Origin of the sequence: Filimonas lacunae (assembly GCF_002355595.1) — a bacterium.
Taxonomy (GTDB): domain Bacteria; phylum Bacteroidota; class Bacteroidia; order Chitinophagales; family Chitinophagaceae; genus Filimonas; species Filimonas lacunae.
Genome location: NZ_AP017422.1, coordinates 5,020,474 through 5,040,187 on the forward strand (window position 1 = coordinate 5,020,474; position 19,714 = coordinate 5,040,187).

The 19,714-nt window shown below is 43.1% G+C and carries 19 protein-coding genes; 10 read left to right on the forward strand and 9 right to left on the reverse strand.

Annotation, left to right across the window (positions count from 1 at the left end; translation table 11 throughout):
• Positions 1-104: 104 nt before the first annotated feature.
• Entirely contained in the window at positions 105-782 is a 678-nt protein-coding gene (gene msrA / locus FLA_RS19705; RefSeq protein ID WP_076379207.1) for a peptide-methionine (S)-S-oxide reductase MsrA, read from the forward strand.
• Positions 783-799: 17 nt separating this feature from the next.
• Here the strand turns inward: msrA and FLA_RS19710 are convergent, their stop codons facing one another.
• The 5 genes from FLA_RS19710 to FLA_RS19730 all read right to left on the reverse strand — a co-directional run bounded on the left by FLA_RS19710 (position 800) and on the right by FLA_RS19730 (position 5,063).
• Entirely contained in the window at positions 800-1,372 is a 573-nt protein-coding gene (locus FLA_RS19710; protein ID WP_076379208.1) for an IS1096 element passenger TnpR family protein, read from the reverse strand.
• Positions 1,373-1,438: 66 nt separating this feature from the next.
• Positions 1,439-2,860: a CCA tRNA nucleotidyltransferase gene (locus tag FLA_RS19715; RefSeq protein ID WP_076379209.1), complete on the reverse strand. Its 1,422-nt coding sequence runs from the start codon at positions 2,858-2,860 to the stop codon at positions 1,439-1,441.
• 91 nt (positions 2,861-2,951) lie between these two features.
• Entirely contained in the window at positions 2,952-3,182 is a 231-nt protein-coding gene (locus FLA_RS19720; protein WP_076379210.1) for a hypothetical protein, read from the reverse strand.
• A gap of 148 nt (positions 3,183-3,330) precedes the next feature.
• Positions 3,331-3,912: an L-threonylcarbamoyladenylate synthase gene (locus FLA_RS19725; protein WP_076379211.1), complete on the reverse strand. Its 582-nt coding sequence runs from the start codon at positions 3,910-3,912 to the stop codon at positions 3,331-3,333.
• Positions 3,909-5,063 carry a glycosyltransferase family 4 protein gene (locus FLA_RS19730; protein ID WP_076379212.1) on the reverse strand — a complete coding sequence of 385 codons (1,155 nt, stop codon included), beginning with the start codon at positions 5,061-5,063 and terminating at the stop codon, positions 3,909-3,911. Before FLA_RS19730 ends, FLA_RS19725 begins: the two co-directional genes overlap by 4 nt.
• A gap of 130 nt (positions 5,064-5,193) precedes the next feature.
• Here FLA_RS19730 and FLA_RS19735 point away from each other — a divergent pair, with 130 nt between their 5' ends.
• From FLA_RS19735 to FLA_RS19770, 8 genes are all read left to right on the forward strand, one after another.
• Positions 5,194-6,063, forward strand: coding sequence for a LiaF transmembrane domain-containing protein (locus FLA_RS19735; RefSeq protein ID WP_076379213.1), 870 nt, complete (start codon positions 5,194-5,196; stop codon positions 6,061-6,063).
• Between the two features lie 32 nt (positions 6,064-6,095).
• Positions 6,096-6,455 (forward strand): DUF4288 domain-containing protein, encoded by a 360-nt coding sequence (locus FLA_RS19740; RefSeq protein ID WP_076379214.1) that lies wholly within the window; start codon positions 6,096-6,098, stop codon positions 6,453-6,455.
• 10 nt (positions 6,456-6,465) lie between these two features.
• Positions 6,466-7,506, forward strand: coding sequence for a sensor histidine kinase (locus FLA_RS19745; RefSeq protein WP_197705810.1), 1,041 nt, complete (start codon positions 6,466-6,468; stop codon positions 7,504-7,506).
• Positions 7,499-8,263: a LytR/AlgR family response regulator transcription factor gene (locus FLA_RS19750; RefSeq protein ID WP_076379215.1), complete on the forward strand. Its 765-nt coding sequence runs from the start codon at positions 7,499-7,501 to the stop codon at positions 8,261-8,263. Before FLA_RS19745 ends, FLA_RS19750 begins: the two co-directional genes overlap by 8 nt.
• Before the next feature lie 51 nt (positions 8,264-8,314).
• Complete coding sequence (locus FLA_RS19755) at positions 8,315-9,127, forward strand: 2,3,4,5-tetrahydropyridine-2,6-dicarboxylate N-succinyltransferase (protein WP_076379216.1); 813 nt, start codon at positions 8,315-8,317, stop codon at positions 9,125-9,127.
• Between the two features lie 34 nt (positions 9,128-9,161).
• A complete protein-coding gene (locus FLA_RS19760; protein ID WP_076379217.1) occupies positions 9,162-9,971 on the forward strand; it encodes a 5'-nucleotidase, lipoprotein e(P4) family in 810 nt (269 codons plus the stop codon).
• A 593-nt stretch (positions 9,972-10,564) separates the two neighbouring features.
• On the forward strand, positions 10,565-13,579 hold the full coding sequence (locus FLA_RS19765) for a SusC/RagA family TonB-linked outer membrane protein (protein ID WP_084206225.1): 3,015 nt from the start codon (positions 10,565-10,567) through the stop codon (positions 13,577-13,579).
• 36 nt (positions 13,580-13,615) lie between these two features.
• Positions 13,616-15,058, forward strand: coding sequence for a RagB/SusD family nutrient uptake outer membrane protein (locus FLA_RS19770; RefSeq protein ID WP_159445103.1), 1,443 nt, complete (start codon positions 13,616-13,618; stop codon positions 15,056-15,058).
• An 83-nt stretch (positions 15,059-15,141) separates the two neighbouring features.
• Here FLA_RS19770 and FLA_RS19775 read toward each other — a convergent pair whose 3' ends face one another.
• Entirely contained in the window at positions 15,142-16,533 is a 1,392-nt protein-coding gene (locus FLA_RS19775) for a hypothetical protein (RefSeq protein ID WP_076379220.1), read from the reverse strand.
• Between the two features lie 394 nt (positions 16,534-16,927).
• Here FLA_RS19775 and FLA_RS19780 point away from each other — a divergent pair, with 394 nt between their 5' ends.
• A complete protein-coding gene (locus tag FLA_RS19780; protein ID WP_076379221.1) occupies positions 16,928-17,506 on the forward strand; it encodes a hypothetical protein in 579 nt (192 codons plus the stop codon).
• 80 nt (positions 17,507-17,586) lie between these two features.
• Here the strand turns inward: FLA_RS19780 and FLA_RS19785 are convergent, their stop codons facing one another.
• The 3 genes from FLA_RS19785 to FLA_RS19795 all read right to left on the reverse strand — a co-directional run bounded on the left by FLA_RS19785 (position 17,587) and on the right by FLA_RS19795 (position 19,603).
• A complete protein-coding gene (locus FLA_RS19785) occupies positions 17,587-18,078 on the reverse strand; it encodes a hypothetical protein (RefSeq protein WP_076379222.1) in 492 nt (163 codons plus the stop codon).
• Positions 18,079-18,098: 20 nt separating this feature from the next.
• Positions 18,099-18,884 (reverse strand): DUF4272 domain-containing protein, encoded by a 786-nt coding sequence (locus FLA_RS19790; RefSeq protein WP_084206226.1) that lies wholly within the window; start codon positions 18,882-18,884, stop codon positions 18,099-18,101.
• Between the two features lie 101 nt (positions 18,885-18,985).
• Positions 18,986-19,603 carry a hypothetical protein gene (locus tag FLA_RS19795; RefSeq protein WP_197705811.1) on the reverse strand — a complete coding sequence of 206 codons (618 nt, stop codon included), beginning with the start codon at positions 19,601-19,603 and terminating at the stop codon, positions 18,986-18,988.
• Positions 19,604-19,714: the final 111 nt, after the last annotated feature.

The window sequence follows — 19,714 nt, forward strand, 5'->3', positions numbered from 1 at the left end:
ATTTCAGATGTGAATAAGTTATGACAGCTTAACCACAAATACCCTTAAATTAGCGATTTGTTAATTAACTTGTTCACTCAAATAATACTTAGGTACTTGCATCCATGAAAGCAAAGGCATATTTTAAGCAATTGTGGGTATCAGGATCACTGCTAAGCTTTTTATTACTTAGTTCCTGTGCAGAAAACAAAAGTCAGAAAAAAAGTCTGGTAGAAGACCGCTCCATTGCGGGTATCACTACCGATACGGCTGTTTTTGCAACAGGATGTTTCTGGTGTACCGAAGCTGTTTTTCAACGCCTTAACGGTGTTTTAAAAGTAATCAGCGGGTATAGCGGCGGCACTGTAAAAAATCCCACCTACGAAGAAGTAAGCAATGGCACCACCGGACATGCCGAAGTGTGTAAGCTTATATACGATACTTCCAAAATCAGTTACGACGATTTGCTGGCGGTTTTCTGGCAAACACACGACCCCACCTCTTTAAACAAGCAGGGTAATGATGTGGGCACCCAATACCGTAGCGCTATTTTTTACAAGAACGCAGCGCAAAAGGAAAAAGCAGAATATTATAAGGAACAGTTGAATAAAAGCGGAGCTTACGACCAACCGATTGTAACAGAAATTGTAGCCTACCGGAATTTTTACCCGGCCGAAGACTATCATCAAAATTTTTACAACAACAACAATCAGCAAATGTATTGCAGATACGTAATTATGCCCAAGTTGGAAAAATTTGAAAAAGTATTTAAAGACAAGCTAAAGAACAACATAAACAGATAAAAAGAAAGGGGAGATGTTTAATCTTCCCCTACTACTTCTGAATGATCTTCACCATCGTCTATTAAGTCGTCCGACCCGTTGCTCTCCTCTCCTTCTTCACCAAAACCTTCCGATCCTTTCGTTAAATCGTACTTCTCTTCAATTTCAACAAACTTGCTGCCTAACAGGCTGCGGGTGCCGTATTGCTGGGGGCCGATACCTTCTAAACGCGATACCGATGGATAAGTTATTTTAGAGCTTTCTTCCTTGGTTACGTTAATTAACTCCACCAGGAAAGTCCAGTTTTTATCAAAGTCATACACATAAACAAACTTCTGGTTAGGATCGCGAATTTCGCTGCCTATAGTTGTTTCGGCCATCAATAATGGCTGTGCACGATATTCTTTATCATATTTATCAACACTTATTTCACGGCCACGTTCCCAGTGGTCGTTACTGCGATAAAAGGTAGCCTTATGCTTACTATCAAACTCATAGGACTTCAATATTGCTAAATGAAGATCCAGGAAAGTTTGCGTATGCTTAATAACGATGTCGCGATATATCGCATCATCTTCTTCGTAGTAAGCCCTGAACTTTAATACAGCCATTAGTTTAAATTCTATGCTATTTAATCACTTCTATATAAAACACTAAAATAAAGGAAACTTTTGAATTTAGTGTTTTACGGGTACCAGGTTCAGGGTTGCACCTTTTTGCAGCATAAATTCATGCGCCGCTTCAAAGGTATTGGGTATAATACCATCCAGAATTGCTTCCCGGATAGCATCTTTAATAAGTCCTACATTACGGCTGGGCGATAACCCAAAAGTTTCCATAATCATTTCACCGGTTACTGGTGGTTGCCAGTTGCGAATGCGGTCGCTCTCTTCCACTTCCAGCAACCGTTGCTTCACCAGTTCAAAGTTTTGCAGGTAACGTTTTACTTTCTGTTTGTTTTTACTGGTAATATCTGCACTGCACAGTAACATCAACGCCTCAATATCCTCACCCGCATCAAACAACAGGCGGCGGATAGCACTATCTGTGATATTTTCCTTGGTAAGGCTAATAGGGCGCAAATGCAGCTCCACCAGCTTTTGCACAAACTTCATTTTATCGTTCAGTGGAAGCTTTAAGCGGGCAAAAATTTTGGGTACCATACGGCCACCCACCACCTCATGCCCGTGAAAAGTCCAGCCATGCCCCTCTTCAAAACGTTTGGTGGCCGGTTTGCCAATATCATGCAATAATGCTGCCCAACGCAACCACAAATCATTTGTGTGCGGTACAATATTATCCAGCACCTGCAGCGTATGATAAAAATTATCCTTATGTCCCTTACCGTCAATATATTCCGCCCCATGCAAATCGCACATCTGAGGAAAAATAAATTTCAGCAACCCGCTTTTATCCAGCAAATCCCAGCCCACAGAAGGCACAGGGCTTAGCATAATTTTATTCAGCTCGTCTGTAATTCTTTCCTGGGAAATTATTTTAATACGATGAGCGCTGCGTTTGATAGACTCAAACGTTTCAGGTGCAATGGCAAATCCCAGCTGGCTGGCAAAACGGATGGCACGCATCATACGCAAGGGGTCATCACTAAAAGTGCGGTCGGGTTCCAACGGCGTTTGAATAGTTTTCTTATCTATATCAACTACTCCATTAAAAGGATCTACCAGCACACCATAATCGGCTTCGTTCAGGCTAATAGCCAGTGCATTAATGGTAAAATCGCGCCGGTTCTGGTCATCTTCCAGTGTACCAGGCTCCACTTCCGGCTTCCGGCTATCGCTACGGTAACTTTCCTTACGGGCACCTACAAACTCAATTTCAAACTCGTCCAGCTTAATCTGGGCGGTACCGAAATTTTTAAAAAATGCCACTGTTGGTTTGGGAGAAAAACGGTTAGCTACGGCATGCGCCAGTTCAATGCCATCCCCTAAGCATACAATATCTGCATCCTTGGTGGGCCTTCCTATTATTTTATCGCGCACAAAACCGCCTATCAGGTAAGCAGGCATCTGTAACGACTGCGCTGCTGCTGATATATGCCTGAATATTTCCGCCTCCTTATCTGAACATACTATTTGCATTGCGGCAAAAATAAGCCAATGAACTATTCGGTCAAATAATCAGGCATGGGGCATTCTGAAAAGGGGATCTGAAAAGAAAACAACCGGTAAGCTATTCAAACTCAAGCTCGTTGCTGAAAAATTCCCAGTCAAACAGAAGAAATGGGGCAAAATGCTTTTTGCCGCCGCTCGGGTAAGCGTCTAAAAGAGCGGTAGTTTTCATATTTCCATCCGCATCCCGCGAACTGGAACTGATGGCATGTTTATCAATGCCTAGTTTCAACACCAGCTTAATAAATGAGTGCATTTTGTCCGTAGGGACATCTAATATAACCTTTGTCATGGGCACCGGATTTTGAAGTACGCTAATGGGTATTTCAATTCAAGGTATCTCTGCTTTCACATATTTAAGGTACAACCACTACCCGGCCCATGCAACCTTTTTACATTAATATTTCCTGAAACCTATCAAAAGTTATCCACATTTTCCGTTAGGGGCGAATCACCTTTACCTCGCCATCTTTCCATACTACAATTGCAGAAGCCGCAGCCGGTGTTTGCTCCTGTTGCCTGTGTTTCACCACATAATCCACCCCATTTTTAATTACCTCGTCAATGGCGGAAAATACAGGTGCGGAAGGTTTACCACTTATGTTAGCAGAAGTACTAACTATCGGTTTTTTAAACCGTTTTATCAGGTGACGGCAAAAATCGTCACCACATATCCGCATAGCTACCGATCCGTTAGCAGCGGTTACATTATCCGCCAGTCCCAGCGCATGTTCATAAATAACCGTAGTAGGTTTAGACGCCTGGTTCAGGTAATCAAAAACGGCCAGATCAGGCCCTGCAACATGTTGTAAAACATCTCTTTCCGAAGCCACCAGCACCACAAAGCTTTTCTCCTCCGGGCGTTGTTTTAAGGCAATGATACGCTCCACCGCAGCAGCATTGGTAGCATCACAACCCAGCCCCCAGATAGTGTCGGTGGGGTAGAGAATTATTCCTCCATTTTGTAACACCTGTAGACAGGCTTCCACGTCCTGGTTAAAGTCGTTATTTGTTGTCATCATAAACGAAGGTACACCTGCATCACAGCCTCAGCGCATTTTTCCGGTGTAAAGTTTTGTGCATGCAATTGCCCTTTCACCATCATCTCCTGTCGCAATCCATCATTGGTGGCCAGTTGCCACATAGCATTGGCTAACGCTTCGGCACTATAGGGGTTTACATAAAAAGCCGCATCGCCACCGGCTTCAGGCAGGCACGAAACATTACTGGTAATCACCGGCAGGTTGCTAAACAGCGCTTCTAAAACCGGAATACCAAAGCCTTCAAAAATAGAAGGATAGATCATGCAGATAGCCTGCTGATAAATAGCAGGAAAATCGGCCGCATTGCGATAAGAAGGCTTGTCTTTTACCACCGGCTTGTCGGCCATAAAAATAACCTGCTGTTGCAAACCATTTTCGCTAATATATTGCTGAACCTGTTGCTTGTACTCCTTCCCCTCACCTATCACCACCAGTGGAGGTAAGTCAGGCTTATCTTTCAACAATTGTAAAGCCTTACAAATGGTCAGCAGATTTTTACGTTCAATAATAGAACCCACATACAGGAAAAAGCGTTCGGGCAGTTGATACTCCTCACGAATACGTGCTTTCTCCATCTCTGATATTTCTACCGCAAAAGAGGGATTACAGCTTTGATAGCAGATATCAATTTTCTCTTCCGGCACCTGATAATAGTCAATGATATCCTGTTTTGTTTGCTGGCTGATGGCAATAACCCTGTCCGCATTATGACAGGCGTAACTAAATTTTTTACGGTATATCTGCACATCTATAGGATTGAACTGCTTAGGATAGCGTTCAAAAATCAAATCATGTATGGTTACCGTTGATTTGATACCCGTGCTTTGTATACCCACCGGTATTTCATGGCTAAGACCGTGATACACGTCAATATCCAGCTTTTTCAGATCTTTTTTCACCCAGCTGCTGCGCCAGGCGGCTGTAAACAAATTAGAAGGAAAGTGCCTGGGAAGCACTACATGCACATTATCAAATCCATCTGTATTGAACCTGTTCGTCAATTTAGGCGTACAAAGAAAATACTCGTTCTGATGAAATGCCGTTGCCAGTGAACTGATTAATGTACGGCTGTAATGACCCAATCCAGTGCCATTTGTATAAGCACGTTTTGCCTCAAATGCGATGTTCATGGCGCGAAGGTAAAATTTTCACCGGCTTTTTTACGTCATTAACCGGCGGTGAACGGATAACAACCTAAATACACTTTCCCACAAACAGCCATGTGTATAGTTTTGAGGAACAAATTAAATAACTGATCACATGGATAATTTCGAAGATAAACCAGAAATAAAACGAAGCGGAGTGCTGGGGGGACTGTTTCTGGTGATAATAGGTTCTGTATTACTGGCGCACAAAATGGGCGCTCCTTTCCCCGACTGGCTGTTTACCTGGCCCATGATATTAATTGTTGCCGGTATATTCAGTGGTATCAAAAAACGCTTTCGCGATTTCAGCTGGCTTATACTCATTGCATTGGGCGGCATTTTCCTTACCGAACGCATGTTTCCCGAACTCAACTTTAAAGAATACATATTACCTGTTGTGGTTATTTTTATAGGTATCTGCTTCCTGTTTCGCCCACGGCATTTTAAAGATCATTCCCGTTGCGGCCCACGTCATTTTCGTCATCGTATGCGCCAGCATCCATTCATGAATACCGGTGAGCCTGTATACGGAGAAAAAAAAAATGAATCAGGCGGAGTAGCAGGTAATGCAGGAGCAGCTGGCACAACTGATTATTCAGGCATGGCAGACACTTTTGCCACTGCCGGCAATTCAGGCGCGCAGGCAAATGAAATTCTCGACTCGGTATCTGTTTTCGGAGCCGTACGCAAAAAAGTGGTATCTAAAAAATTTGCAGGCGGCGAGGTTACCTGCTTTATGGGTGGCTCAGAAATAGACCTTTCACAGGCCGACATTCAGGGAGAAGTGATATTAGACATTACCCAGGTGTTTGGGGGCACCAAACTCATTGTTCCGCCCCATTGGGATTTGAAGGCCGATGTAGCAGCCGTTTTTGGCGGCGTAGAAGACAAACGCGTATTACATGGCACAGCCGTAGACCTTAGCAAAGTGTTGATATTAAAAGGCACGTCCGTTTTTGGCGGTATTGATATAGTGAGCTATTAAAATCTATTGAACAAACAAACAATCTTTTACTTATGAACTGGTATCTGGCAAAAATTGTATACCGCATCATTTGCGGCGATGGCGACCACACGCCACAGTTTGATGAGCAATTACGCTTAATTGAAGCAGAAGATGGCTTACAGGCCTTTAACAAAGCCCAGGCAATGGGCGAACGCGAACAGGAAACCTTTTTAAACCAGCAGCACTCACCCGTGCAATGGAAATTTATTAATGTAAGCGAATTGCACCGGCTGGATAAGCTAACAGACGGAGCAGAAATATATTCCCGCATAAAAGAAGAAGAGGATGCCGATATTTATGTTCATATGACCAATGTGCGCGCAGCCCAGTTACTGGATAAGCACTCACACGAGTTTATTGAATCATTATAAATCATCGCATTTGAAAACGGCCCTTTCCGATAGTAGCTTTTACCGTAGTTTTTTTAAATGGTGGCTGGTATGCGCTGTTATTCATGTAGCAGTAGTGTACAAAGACAACTTTGGCCTGATGCTGCCCATCACCGACAGCTTAATCAGCAACAACCTGCTGGCCGGCAGTTGCCTGCTTATCATTAACAACATGCGCTATTATTTACCGCGAAACGAAAAATACTGGTATATACTGGTAATAAGCGTGGTGTTAGGTGTAGTGTGCATGTTATTAACTCAATGGCTGTTAGTATTGGTAGGTTACAACAACCCGGAATATGTGGCCTTTGTAAAAGCATCTGCTCCTTTACGATTTGCATTCGATAGTTTACTGGTAGGTTTCATTGCCATGTTTGGCCTGCTGTGGTACACACAGCAGGAACAAACACTGACCGCACGCCGACAGGCAGATGCAGAAAAACTAACACGGGAAGCCGAGCTGTTTAAATTAAGAGAACAACTGCAACCGCACTTTTTATTCAACAGCCTTAACTCCATCAGCGCCCTCACCCGCACCGAGCCCGAAAAGGCCAGGCACATGATTCAGCAGCTGAGCGATTTTTTAAGAGGTACCCTGCGCAAAGATGGCAAGCAATGGGTTGTGCTACAGGAAGAACTGGCCGATTTGGAACTATACCTCGAAATAGAAAAGGTACGTTTCGGTCACCGGCTGCAAACCTGCGTGGAATGCACAGAAGAAGCTATGACATTGCAGGTGCCTGCCCTGCTGTTGCAACCCGTAGTAGAAAACGCTATTAAATTTGGTTTATACGATACCACCGAAGGCGTGGAAATTGTACTGAAAGCTTATAAAGAGAACGACAAACTCTTCATCACCGTTAGCAATCCCTTTGATCCCGAAACAAGCGTTGGCGGCAAAGGAACCGGGTTTGGACTGGCTTCCATACAGCGTCGTTTGTTTTTACTCTTTGCCCGTACCGACCTTATTCAAACACATACAGATAATACTATTTTTACCACCACGTTAATTATACCGCAGATTCATGATTAAAGCCCTTGTGATAGATGACGAACCCCTGGCACGCAGTATTGTAAAAGAATACCTGCAGGCCTGGCCAGAGTTTACCATAGCGCAGGAATGCGGGGATGGATTTGAAGGCATTAAAGCTATTACGGCACACACACCGGATATCATATTCCTGGATATTCAGATGCCTAAGATCAACGGATTTGAAATGCTGGAACTGGTAGAAAAAGCACCCGCCATTATATTCACCACCGCCTTTGATGAATATGCCATTAAAGCATTTGAAACACATGCGGTGGATTATTTATTAAAACCGTTTAGCCAGGAAAGATTTGATAAGGCTATTCAAAAATGGCTAAACACCCGCGCCAACGCGGCCAATACACCCGCTGTCAACACCAGCGCCGACAATACACAGGCATTATTAGATACGGCCGCACAAGGCCCTGCCAACCAGCACCGTGTGGTAGTGAAAGAAGGCAGCAAAATCAAGATCATTCCCGTTCCTTCCATCCAATATATCGAAGCAGCCGACGATTATGTAAAAATTCATACAGCAGATGGCTGCTACCTCAAAAACAAAACAATGGCGCATTTTGAGCAGCTGCTGGGTGTACAGCAGTTTGTGCGCATTCACCGTTCTTACATCATCAACATACAACTCATCACCCGTATAGATCCATACGAAAAAGACAGCCACCTGGTAATACTGCAAACCGGCATGCGATTACCCGTTAGTAAAAGCGGATATAGCCGCTTAAAAGAAGTACTCGGTTTGTAGTTGCTTGCCCTTAGTTCAGTTTGCCTATTTTTGTGAAAAATTGTAACAATCATGGAATTAAAGCAACTGATCCAGGACGCATGGGCAAACCGAGAGCTGTTAAAAGAGAACACCTATTCAGAAGCCGTTAAAACTACGATGGAAGAAGTAGATAAAGGCCGTTTACGTGTAGCCTCTCCAACAGAGAACGGCTGGGTTGTGAACGAGTGGGTAAAGCAGGCTATTCTTTTATACTTTGGTATTCAGCAAATGCAAACCTGGTCGGTAGAGCCGTTTGAGTTTCATGACAAAATGTTACTGAAAAAGAACTATGCAAACCTGGGCGTACGTGCCGTACCCCATGCAGTAGCACGTTATGGCGCCTTCATTGGCCGCAACGTAGTATTAATGCCTAGCTATGTAAACATTGGCGCTTATGTAGGTGAAGGTACCATGGTAGATACCTGGGCTACAGTAGGCAGCTGCGCACAAATTGGCAAAGGCGTTCACCTGAGCGGTGGCGTAGGCATAGGTGGCGTTTTAGAACCATTACAAGCTTCTCCCGTAATCATTGAAGATGGTTGTTTCATAGGCAGCCGTTGTATTGTGGTAGAAGGCGTAATTGTAGAAAAAGAAGCCGTACTCGGTGCAAACGTAGTACTGACCCAATCTACAAAAATCATTGACGTAAGTGGAGATACTCCTGTTGAAATGAAAGGCCGTGTTCCTTCCAGAAGCGTGGTTATTCCCGGTAGCTATACCAAAAAATTCCCTGCGGGCGAATACCAGGTAAGCTGTGCGCTGATCATTGGCAAACGCAAAGAAAGCACAGACTTAAAAACCAGCCTGAACGACTGTTTGAGAGATTTTAACGTAAGTATCTAAAATCTTTCTTTCACCGGTTTAATGGTAAAGTAATATGCAAAAAACTTCCCGTTTTATCCTGGCTGCCGCTTTACTGGCAGGTTGCGCCACGCAAAAACCCGCATCAACCGCTACGGCAGAAAGCACATTAATACCCGATGGTAAAATATGGGCTTCCCTGTTTCAGCAAAAAGCCGCAGAATACAAGGCATTATGCCTGCAAGCCTATAACATTGCTCAGCTGCGTTTGCAACTGGCGTTACAGCAGCCGCATAACCGGCCTTTAGCAGTAGTAACAGATATTGATGAAACTATGCTGGATAACAGCCCGTACGATGCCAAACAGGCGTTACAGGGAAAAGACTATACCACCGACAGCTGGCATGGCTGGACCCAACTGGGCCAGGCCGATACATTGGCCGGTGCGCTTAGCTTTTTTAAATATGCAGCAGCCAACCAGGTAGCTGTTTATTATATCACCAACCGGGATGAAACGGAGCGGGAAGGCACTTTAAAAAACCTGCAACGTTATGGCTTTCCCTATGCCGATAACGAACACCTGGTGCTAAAACAACCCGGTGCCGCTTCCAGCAAGGAAAGCAGAAGACAGCAGGTATTACAGACACACGACATTGTGTTGCTTTTAGGCGATAACCTGGGCGATTTCAGTGCCTTGTTTGATAAAAAGAGCCAGCAGGAAAGGGAATCCAATGTATTATCCTCCGCCGCTGACTTTGGTAAAAAATTCATTGTACTGCCCAATGCAGCCTACGGTGATTGGGAAAACGCTTTGGTTCAGTATAACCGCCAGTTAACTACTGCGCAGAAAGATTCTGTGATCAGAGCCAGTTTAAAGACTTACTAATCCTTTCTATATTTCCCATGTATAATGGCATCCCCGCAAAGGATGCCATTATTGTTTCTACCATTTGCGTACAACAAACACAATATTATTCAGGTTAATTGGCTTTATTTTCTGTTAATGTCGACACAATTTGGCATTTGGTCTTTTTACCGAAAAAAATACGGTCGTTATCCATAAGTTTACAGTGTTGATGAAATATATAGGCATGAGAAAATTGTAAAACCGTTACCAGGCGTGGATTGTACGTCCTTTTATTTCACATCCCCTTATTCGTTGTGCGAATTCCCTTATTACACTTCCTGCACCGGAAGCAATAAAACATTCCGGCGCGCATATCCTGTAAAGCTTGCTTTACACGGGTAGTTGACCTTTCATTGTTCTGATTTACACCAAACAAACGAAGCCGTTATTCTGGCACCTGTTGCACAGCAACAGGCCACGGATGCTATTGTGTGCACTGCGCACGCAACAGCAAAGAATACAGCTATGCTATTACCTGAACAGGTTGTTACCGCAACGTAAAAGCCTGACGGGAATGTTATGACCTGCACCAAACGTCTGTGATTTTTTATTAATTATAAAATGTGTTTATTATGAGAAAACAACTAATGGTTATTGCGGTGTTACTCTGTTCCACACTGCAACTATTAGCACAACAGAAAAAGGTAACCGGTAAAATTACCGACGCAGCCGGCCATCCTGTTGAAAATGCCTCGGTTACCATTAAAGGCGCTCAGGCAGGCACGCTTACCAAAGCTGACGGTTCTTTTAGCATCAATGTTCCTGCCACTGCAACAGCACTGGTTATTTCAGCCATTGGCTTTGAAGTACAGGAAACAATCTTATCAGATAACATGACCATTAAACTGGCAGCCAGCACCAGCAGCTTATCCGAAGTGGTGGTAACAGGCTATGGTACACAGAAGAAAGCTCAACTAACCGGTTCTGTAGCCAAAATAGGTGGCGAAAGAATAGAAAACACCCCCATGCCCTCTGTTGACCAGATGTTGCAGGGCAAAGTAGCCGGTTTACAGTCTACCTCCTCTAACGGACAGCCAGGTGCCAACCAGCAGGTACGTATACGGGGCATTGGCTCTTATACCGCTACTTCACAGCCTTTATATGTTGTAGATGGTGTACAAATTAACAGTGGCGACCTGTCAACCAACCAGTCTACTTCCAACGTATTATCCAATATCAACGCCAACGATATCGAAAGCGTTTCTGTATTAAAAGATGCCGCCGCCACTTCTATTTACGGTTCACGCGGCGCCAACGGTGTTATCATCATTACTACCAAAAAAGGTAAAACCGGCAAAAGCCAGTTACGTTTCGATACCGAAGTAGGTGCATCTAAATATGCCAACCTGCCCGATGCAGGTAAGCCACTGCGTGCAGCCGATTGGTTTGCACTGTTAAAAGAAGGTATGGTAAACAAAGGCACGTATACCGATGCACAAATTACCAGCACCCTTAAACAATACGGCTATGGTAATGGTGTAGATATAGACTGGTTAGGCCTTACTACCCAAACCGGCAAACAACAACAATACAACCTGAGTCTTTCCGCAGGCGATGCCAAAACACAGATATTTATGTCTGGCGGTTATTTCCAGCAGGAAGGCGCCAACATCGGTTCTGGTATTAGAAGAATTTCAGGCAACCTGAAAGTAAACCATAACATCAGCGATAAAGTATCCGTATCCACCAACTGGAACGTAGGTAACGTGTATCAGAATACGCCCGCTTCCGGCTCTGGTTATTACGGCAACCCCTGGTACGTAGCTTTAACCTTACGCCCAACACAAAACCCATATACTGCCGATGGCAGCTTAAACATAGCAGCCAACGACACCGGCTTTGCCACGCACTACAACCCATTGTATGTATTGGCGCATGATAAAAACTGGATGAGAAGTACGCAAATCATTGGCGGCGGTAACCTGGAATATAAAGTTATCAAAGGCCTGAAATTCACTTCTCACATGGGCATTCAAAGCAATAACCTGGAAGAGTTTTCCTATAACAACCCCTACCATGGCGATGGTAAATCGTACGGCGGTTATTCTTCTGATGTATACAACCGATATTTCCTGTGGGATTGGTACAACCAGGCCGATTACCACCTGGATATTATAAAAGCCAGCAAACTCACTGCTGATTTTAAAGTAGGTTATGAAGCCATCAGCAGCAGCCGCTACAAACAAACATCTACTGCCAAAAGCTATCCATTCAACATGGACCTGCCTTATTCTGTAAACGCAGCCACTGCTGTTAGCGCAGGCGCTTATGGCAGCGATTACACTTTTGCCTCTATGTATGGCAATGCCGTATTCAGCTACGATAGCCGCTATTCATTATACCTGAGCATGCGCCGGGATGGATCTTCCCGCTTTAGCGATGCCAACAAATACGGCACCTTCCCCGCAGCTGGTTTTACCTGGAACGTGAGCGAGGAGGAGTTTATGAAATCAGTTAAACCCATCAGCTTACTCAAATTCCGCGCTACTTACGGCAAATCCGGTAACGCTGGCATTGACAACTACGCTTCCATGAAAACCTTTAATTATGGTTATGCCTATAATGGTGTAGCAGGTGGTGTTTTCTACAATGCCGGTAATCCCAACCTTACCTGGGAAAAGAACAGCCAGCTGGACTTTGGTATTGATGCAGGCTTCTTTAAAAACAGGATCAACATCACTGCCGATTACTACAATAAAGTAGCAGATGACATGCTGTTTGATAACCCGTTATCAGAAACAGTGGGCTTTAGCAAATATTCCAACAACATTGGTAAAATGCGTAACAGAGGTTGGGAATTCGCCATCAACGCCACTCCTATCCAGAAAAAAGATTTTCAATGGGATATCAGCTTTAACATCGCGCATAACAAAAACACCATCCTGGAATTACCCAACCATGCCGAAATGGCCAATGCCAACGATGGAACCAAACGCTTTAAAGAAGGTATGGACATCAACTCCTACTACCTGAAAGCATTTGCAGGTGTAGATCCTGCTACCGGTAGTGCATTATGGTATACCGATGCCACCCGTGCAACCACTACCACCTCATACAGCAGTGCCGGTTACCAGTTTGTAGGCAAAAGCGCTTCTCCTAAATATTTCGGAGGATTAAACAACACCTTCACCTATAAAGGCTTCTCGCTTAATTTCGACTTCTACTACAACTATGGCAACTACGTATACGACAGCTATGGCACTTACTTTATGGGAGCCGCTTACCCTACGCGTGGTAAATATGCAGCTAACCTAAACAGGTGGCAAAAAGCCGGCGACATTACCAATGTTCCCAAATATGTATATGGCGAAACCAACACCACCAGTGGCGAAAGAGCCTTATACAAAGGCGACTACATCCGCTTAAAGAACGTTCAGTTAGGCTATAGAATGAACAGCAGCACCAACAAAATGCTGGAGCGCATGCACTTAACATCTGTAAACCTGTACGTACGTGGCAGCAACTTCTGGACTAAAATCTACGACAAAAGCATTCCTTTTGATCCCGAGCAAGGCGTAAACGGCACCAACCTGCAAGGCTTGCTATTATCCAAAACAATGACCATTGGCTTAAACGTAGGCTTCTAAAGCAATGCACATTTTTTTATGATTCAAAAGAAACAAATGAGAAAGATATATATAGCAGGAGCATTTTTACTGGCAGCGGCATTCACCTCCTGCAGCAAAAGCTTCCTCGAAAAATCTCCTACCGATGGGGTGGTATTAAGCGAATCCATTACCGACGATGTAAGTATGTATGCAGCTGTAAATGGTATGTACAACGATCTGTTATCCTATCGTGTATACGGACGCAGCATCCCCGTGAGAGGTGATTTAATGAGCGACAACGCTTTCATGGCCACTTCCAACTCCGGCCGTTATCTCAACTGGAACAAATACCAGATCATTTCCACCGACTCCTACGTTGAAGAAGTATGGCTGTATTGCTATGCAGCCATTAAAGATGCCAACAACATCATCAACGCTACTATTACTGACGACACCAACACAAAGCAACTGAGAGGAGAAGCCTACGCTATCAGAGCCCTGATGCATTTTGAGCTGGTAAGAAACTTTGCCGCCCCGTATGCAGCCGATACCAGTGCAGCAGGTGTTCCTATTGTATTGCAATACGATCAGTTTGCCAAACCAGCCCGCAACTCCATAGGCCAGGTGTATACACAAATACTGAAAGACTTAAACAAAGCCGATTCACTCATCAGCTATAAATTAGGTAATACCATGACCTTTAGCACCGGCACCACCCGACAGTTAAACACATCTGAGGTGAGCAAGTATGCCATATACGCATTGATGGCCCGCGTTTATCAATTTATGGGCGACTGGAATAATGCTAAAACACAGGCCTTAAAAGTAGTAAGCAGCAGCTCCTTCTCTTTGGCCAGCAGCACCGCTTATAGTGATTACTGGGCTACTTTAACTACGCGTACCGATGGATTGGAAACCCTGTTTGAAATTGCAGCAGATGACAACGCCAACAATGGCAGCAACTCCATCTCAGGCATTTACCTCACTTCTGCCCTGGGCGGTAGCTATGGCGATGTGCTGGTAAATCCCGCTGTATACAACCTGTTTAGTACCACCGATGCAAGAAGAAGCCTGATGAAAACAGCTTCCCGTACCGGCCAGTCCAATACCACCTATTTCAGCTTAAAATACAGCAGCTACAATGCCGATTACAAAGTGATCCGTTACTCAGATGTGCTGCTCATACTGGCAGAAGCTTATTACAACGGCAGTGATATCACCAATGCCAACCTGTACCTGAACAAAGTGGCACAGCAAAGAGATCCTTCCGCAAAAGCTTATGCCAATAGCGGAACACAGGTGCTGGAAGATATTATCAACGAAAGAAGAAAAGAACTGGCTTTTGAAGGTAACCGCTTCTACGACCTGTACCGTTTACAGAGAACCTTTACCAAACCTATCTCTGAAACAGCCGCAGACAGCATTGTGGTGAAGCCTTCTACCACTAACCTACTATTTCCTATTCCGAAGGCCGAAACAGATATTAATACGAATATGAGTCAAAATACAGGGTACTAAATTATTATTCCCCTTCCCCCTTCTGTTTCATGATCAGGTGTACTTGAGCGCAGCAATGCAGGAGAGTACACCTTTTCCTTTTTTTAGGGCTGTGCCCATTCCGTATCCTGGATAACCGGATTAATGACCACTGCTGTTGTTGTTACAGTAATTGTATGGGAGCCGTCTGAAGATTCTGTAACAGAAGGAAAAGAAATACCTTCTGTTTGAATAAACTTTTTATATACAGATATATTAGGCTTTCCCGTGATGGAGTAGGCATTTCCTTTCATACTGTAATCACCTCCTACCAGGTAAACCACCTGCTTATCATTCACCGAAAAGGTTACCATATAATCTCCTTGCTTACTGGAAACCGTTCCATTCATAAAAAACGTGTTGAGTTTTTGATGCAGCCCCAAAACACCCTGGTACAGGCTTAAACGCATCTCTGTTAAATCATCTGGCGCCATAGAGTGTATAGCCCCATTTTGCCATTGCCAACCCGAGTTTTTATCCATCATCTTTACCAGCAATAACTTGCCACCCTGCCGTATTTCTATCCGCATCTTCTGGTTGCTGATATCCGTTAAAGTAACCGCTTCAAGGTTGGGACTGATAGTGGCAACTTCTTTCAATCTTACTATTTTATCAATAGCAATACCGCCATAACGTTGCCTTAATTTTTCCAGTAATGAAGCCGTTGCAGATATATCTGTTGAAGAGGTTGCAGATGAAGCAGGCGTATGGCTGCTTCTCGCAGAAGCACTTGTAGTAGTGTTTTCCGGTTCCTCTTTAAAGTAAAACACTCCATCCAGCAAAACCAGGTCTTCTTCTTTAGGTGGACTGTAAAAGAAACTATGTCGCGAAACAGTTCCATTATTATACTGTAAAACAATCTCGCCATTAGTCAACTGATACGTTCCCCCGGTAGGCGGCTTATTTTTTTCAAACTTACCGGCCACTGTACCGCCGGCAGCATCACCACCAATGCTCACCAGCCTGGAACCATCCAGCGAAAAATGACCTTTACCATCAAAATACAAACCTTTAGAAGCAGAAGAAAATACACCCGGCGTTCCTGTTCCCATGCCACCACTATAATCAGCTGATTTCATTTGATAATACCCTTCAGGTATACGATCCACGCGTTGTAGTTTGTGCAGGGTATGTTTAATACCAGCAGTGCTTTCCAGATTACCATTTTTACTTAACCGGTATTTTTTACTATCCTCTCCATTGGCAAACACCAGCTGCAACACCCCATCATTTACACTGTAAGTGCCGCTTTTATGGGTTTGCCAGTCTGTCGCATCCAGCTTATCACTAAATGTTTTGTCTTTTCTAAGATAAAATGCCAGGTAGCTGATTTGCATACCATTAAAAGGAGTGTTGTACAATTCAGCCCCCGCATATACGCCTTCCAATTGCTGCGCCTGAGCCACTGTTCCTATTAGCAATGCCGTCAATAATACCGGCAAAAGATGTCTTTTCATGAGTGCCGATTTTTAGGTTAACCAGGAGAAATGATAATTACCGAAAATCGAGCCAGAACAGCATATAACCCGGTCAGCTTATAATAACATTATGTAAGACGATATAGCTACACCAAAGGCGGGTTAACCCTATATCAAACCTATACTATAAGCATGCTAACCGTATGGATGATGTATGCCATCCCCTGGGATAAAGCGTTCAAATCGCAACATATAGGTTAGCACTCAAAGAAGTAAAAAATGGTGTATGATTAAAATAATTCAAACATAATATTTATTTCTATTCATATTCCATACAAATATGAATGCCTTATACCAGGCGCTATTAGGTTAAAAAACAAATAAGCAGTTCATAAAAAAAATCATTAAATTCAGAAAGCAAAATCCGTATGTTATGGCAAAGCAGCTTGGGCCTATCTGGATAAAAGGAACTATTGGCGGCGTCAATTTTTATGTAGCCAATGGCGAAGGATTAGCCCGCATCAGCAATCCACCCGGCAGTAAACGGGTGAAAACAGCACCTGAATTTGCAGGACTTCGCCAATACGCCCACTGGCTTAAAATAGCTTCCCCGCTTGCATCCACCGTATACCAGGCATTACCTTCCGGCAAACAACGAAAACATTACCAGCAACTGGCAGGAAAAGCCATTCTATGGTTAAAACAAGGCCATTCTACGGAAGAAGTTCTTACACTTTTACAAGCAGAAGCTACCACCATTATCATAGCTGCACCTCCTGTAAAAACGTTGACTTCCCCTAAAAGAAAAAGCCGGTTTCAAAAGCTGGATAAAAAATACGCTCCTGCCCGGCTAGGCGATTTCACAAAGCCCAACGACGACTTTAACAAGCTTACAAAAAAGGTTCAGTTTTTACGAAGCCGGAAATGGAATACCAGGCGAGCCAACCGCCTGGTATATAAAGCACTTTTAGAATCATTTGCCAGTTATCCTATATCACCTGGCTGTGTATAAAAGATAAGAATAGTTTGGAGCCACCGCACGTAAGGTTCCGTATACGGCGGCACATCAGAATGATACAGTTAGAAGGATACTTAATTAACTTTTAGCTTTAATCTCTCCCAGAACATTCTCCACTTGATCAACATTTCATAATGCTGCCAGTTAATATTAAACTTCTTTTTCTTATCATCTACCCACGGCATGGCTACCTTACAATGATACATAGGTGGATTATGCAAAACCTCTTCGTGGTAAGCAACCCCGAGAGATGACTTTGGATAATAGCAAATTTCTATTATAGTTACATTTTTCTTAGCCCTATAAACATAAAGATTGAAATCATAGACATTATCATATAACGCATTTAACGTTGGCATAATCTCTTGCCACTCCAACGGTATTTTCTGTTTATTGATCTTTTGTTGCAGTCTTTTTTCTTCATGAATATTACCCTGAATGTCTTTAATCTCTGTTATAATGTACTTACAATTATCTGAAATAGTATTCCATGTCAGCTCTCTTGCCATAGTAAGCAAGTCCGAAACAAGTTTCCGGATATTATCTTCCAATCCTGCAACTGTCATCAATGAATGTTTAATATGAATTATGTATCAGCAGAAACATCATCCCAGTATTGATTCAGATAATTAATAAGCCAGTTTAATGAATAATGCCTTTCATAAACAACGCTTTTATCCAGATGCCCCGGGGCAGGCTTATTAGCCACTTTTGCGCTTACACAAGCCCAATCTAATCGTAAAATAAGGTCTGCCTGATCAAGAATTTCACTCTTGCTTCTCAGCCTGGCTTTGTCTCTGAACTGCTTCTCCGAAAGACCATGAATTATTTTTACATCACTCGCTACATCACACATCTGGTCAGGATACACTAACTGATCTATAAAACCTAAAGCCCAAAGCATCACATGCAAACTTTCATATCGCCAGTTAGCATCCGTTTTTTGCTGCTCGGTGGCATTAGGCGCGAAAGCATAATCTTTTTCCTTCTCAGAAAGCTTTTGCTTTATCCCATACTCCTTCTCAATCTGATCTAAATATTTCTGCTCCAGCCCTTCGCTTTTGAGTCCGATGTATAATAAAGCTAACGCCCTATCCACCACTTCGTCTTTACTGCGAATGGTTACTTTTTCATCCGTTTCTACAAATAACGAATTAGGATTTACATACACAGGAACGTCATGTGCTTTACAAATGTCTTCAGATTTGTTGCGTCTCTCCCGTTGTTCCGGGGTCGCTTCAATGTTCTCTACGGGTTTGGTTATTTTGGGCATTTCCATGTTTTTGCTTGTGTTTTCCTTTTGCTTGTTGGGTTTGCACCCTGCAAGGGTAATCAGGAGAACAACAGTAATTACTGTAATGGTTTGCTTCATGTGTTTTTATGGTTTATAAGCGGATTGGGTTATTTATCAAAGCAGATGAGAATGCTATTGACAACTTAACAATTCTAGACATGTGAAAAATCAAGAAAACATTACCAATTTAAAGGAAACGGAGCTTCATCTCTTGGAACAAAAAAGCCTTTGATACAATTTAAATTTCTAATACAAATTTGAATATGATTCTTAGATTGAATACCTGCCCCTTCAAACGCAGGCCCTCCTTCTGTAAAAATCCCTCTGGCGGTATCAAAGTGTTTTAAATCACTAAACCCTTGCCTTCTTATATCTAAATTGATTTTTTCTTCAATTTTCTGATGCATGTATTCTATTACAGCACAATCCAGTTCACGAAAAACCAAATCGTGATAAAGTGATTGGGGAAGATCTTTATTCTTTGGCAGTTCAGACCCTAATGCCTGAAAATCAACCTTCATAAAATTATAATAAGTTGATAAAACACTAATAGATCCGGAATCTGTTAAATCAAGACAATTATCTAACTGATACATAACTCCTAGTACAGCAGGCTTAGTCAGTTTACCACGCTTTTTCTTATCCTTTGCCCACTTAAATGCTCTTTCGTAATTATTTTCCCAAACATAAAACCCATGTCCTAACCAATCAAACACCTCTTCGCTTTTCTTAACTGTATTAGGGCTTAACACGAGCTTATTCCTTATAGATTCATCACATCCGTGGAATCCGAGCATAAGGTTAGGTCTGTTACTGTACATTATTTAGGAGTAGCTACTACCTTTCTAAGATTTGAGTAATGACTGGTAAATTTCCCTTTAGGAGTAAGAATTTTTGCTGCGGTCAGG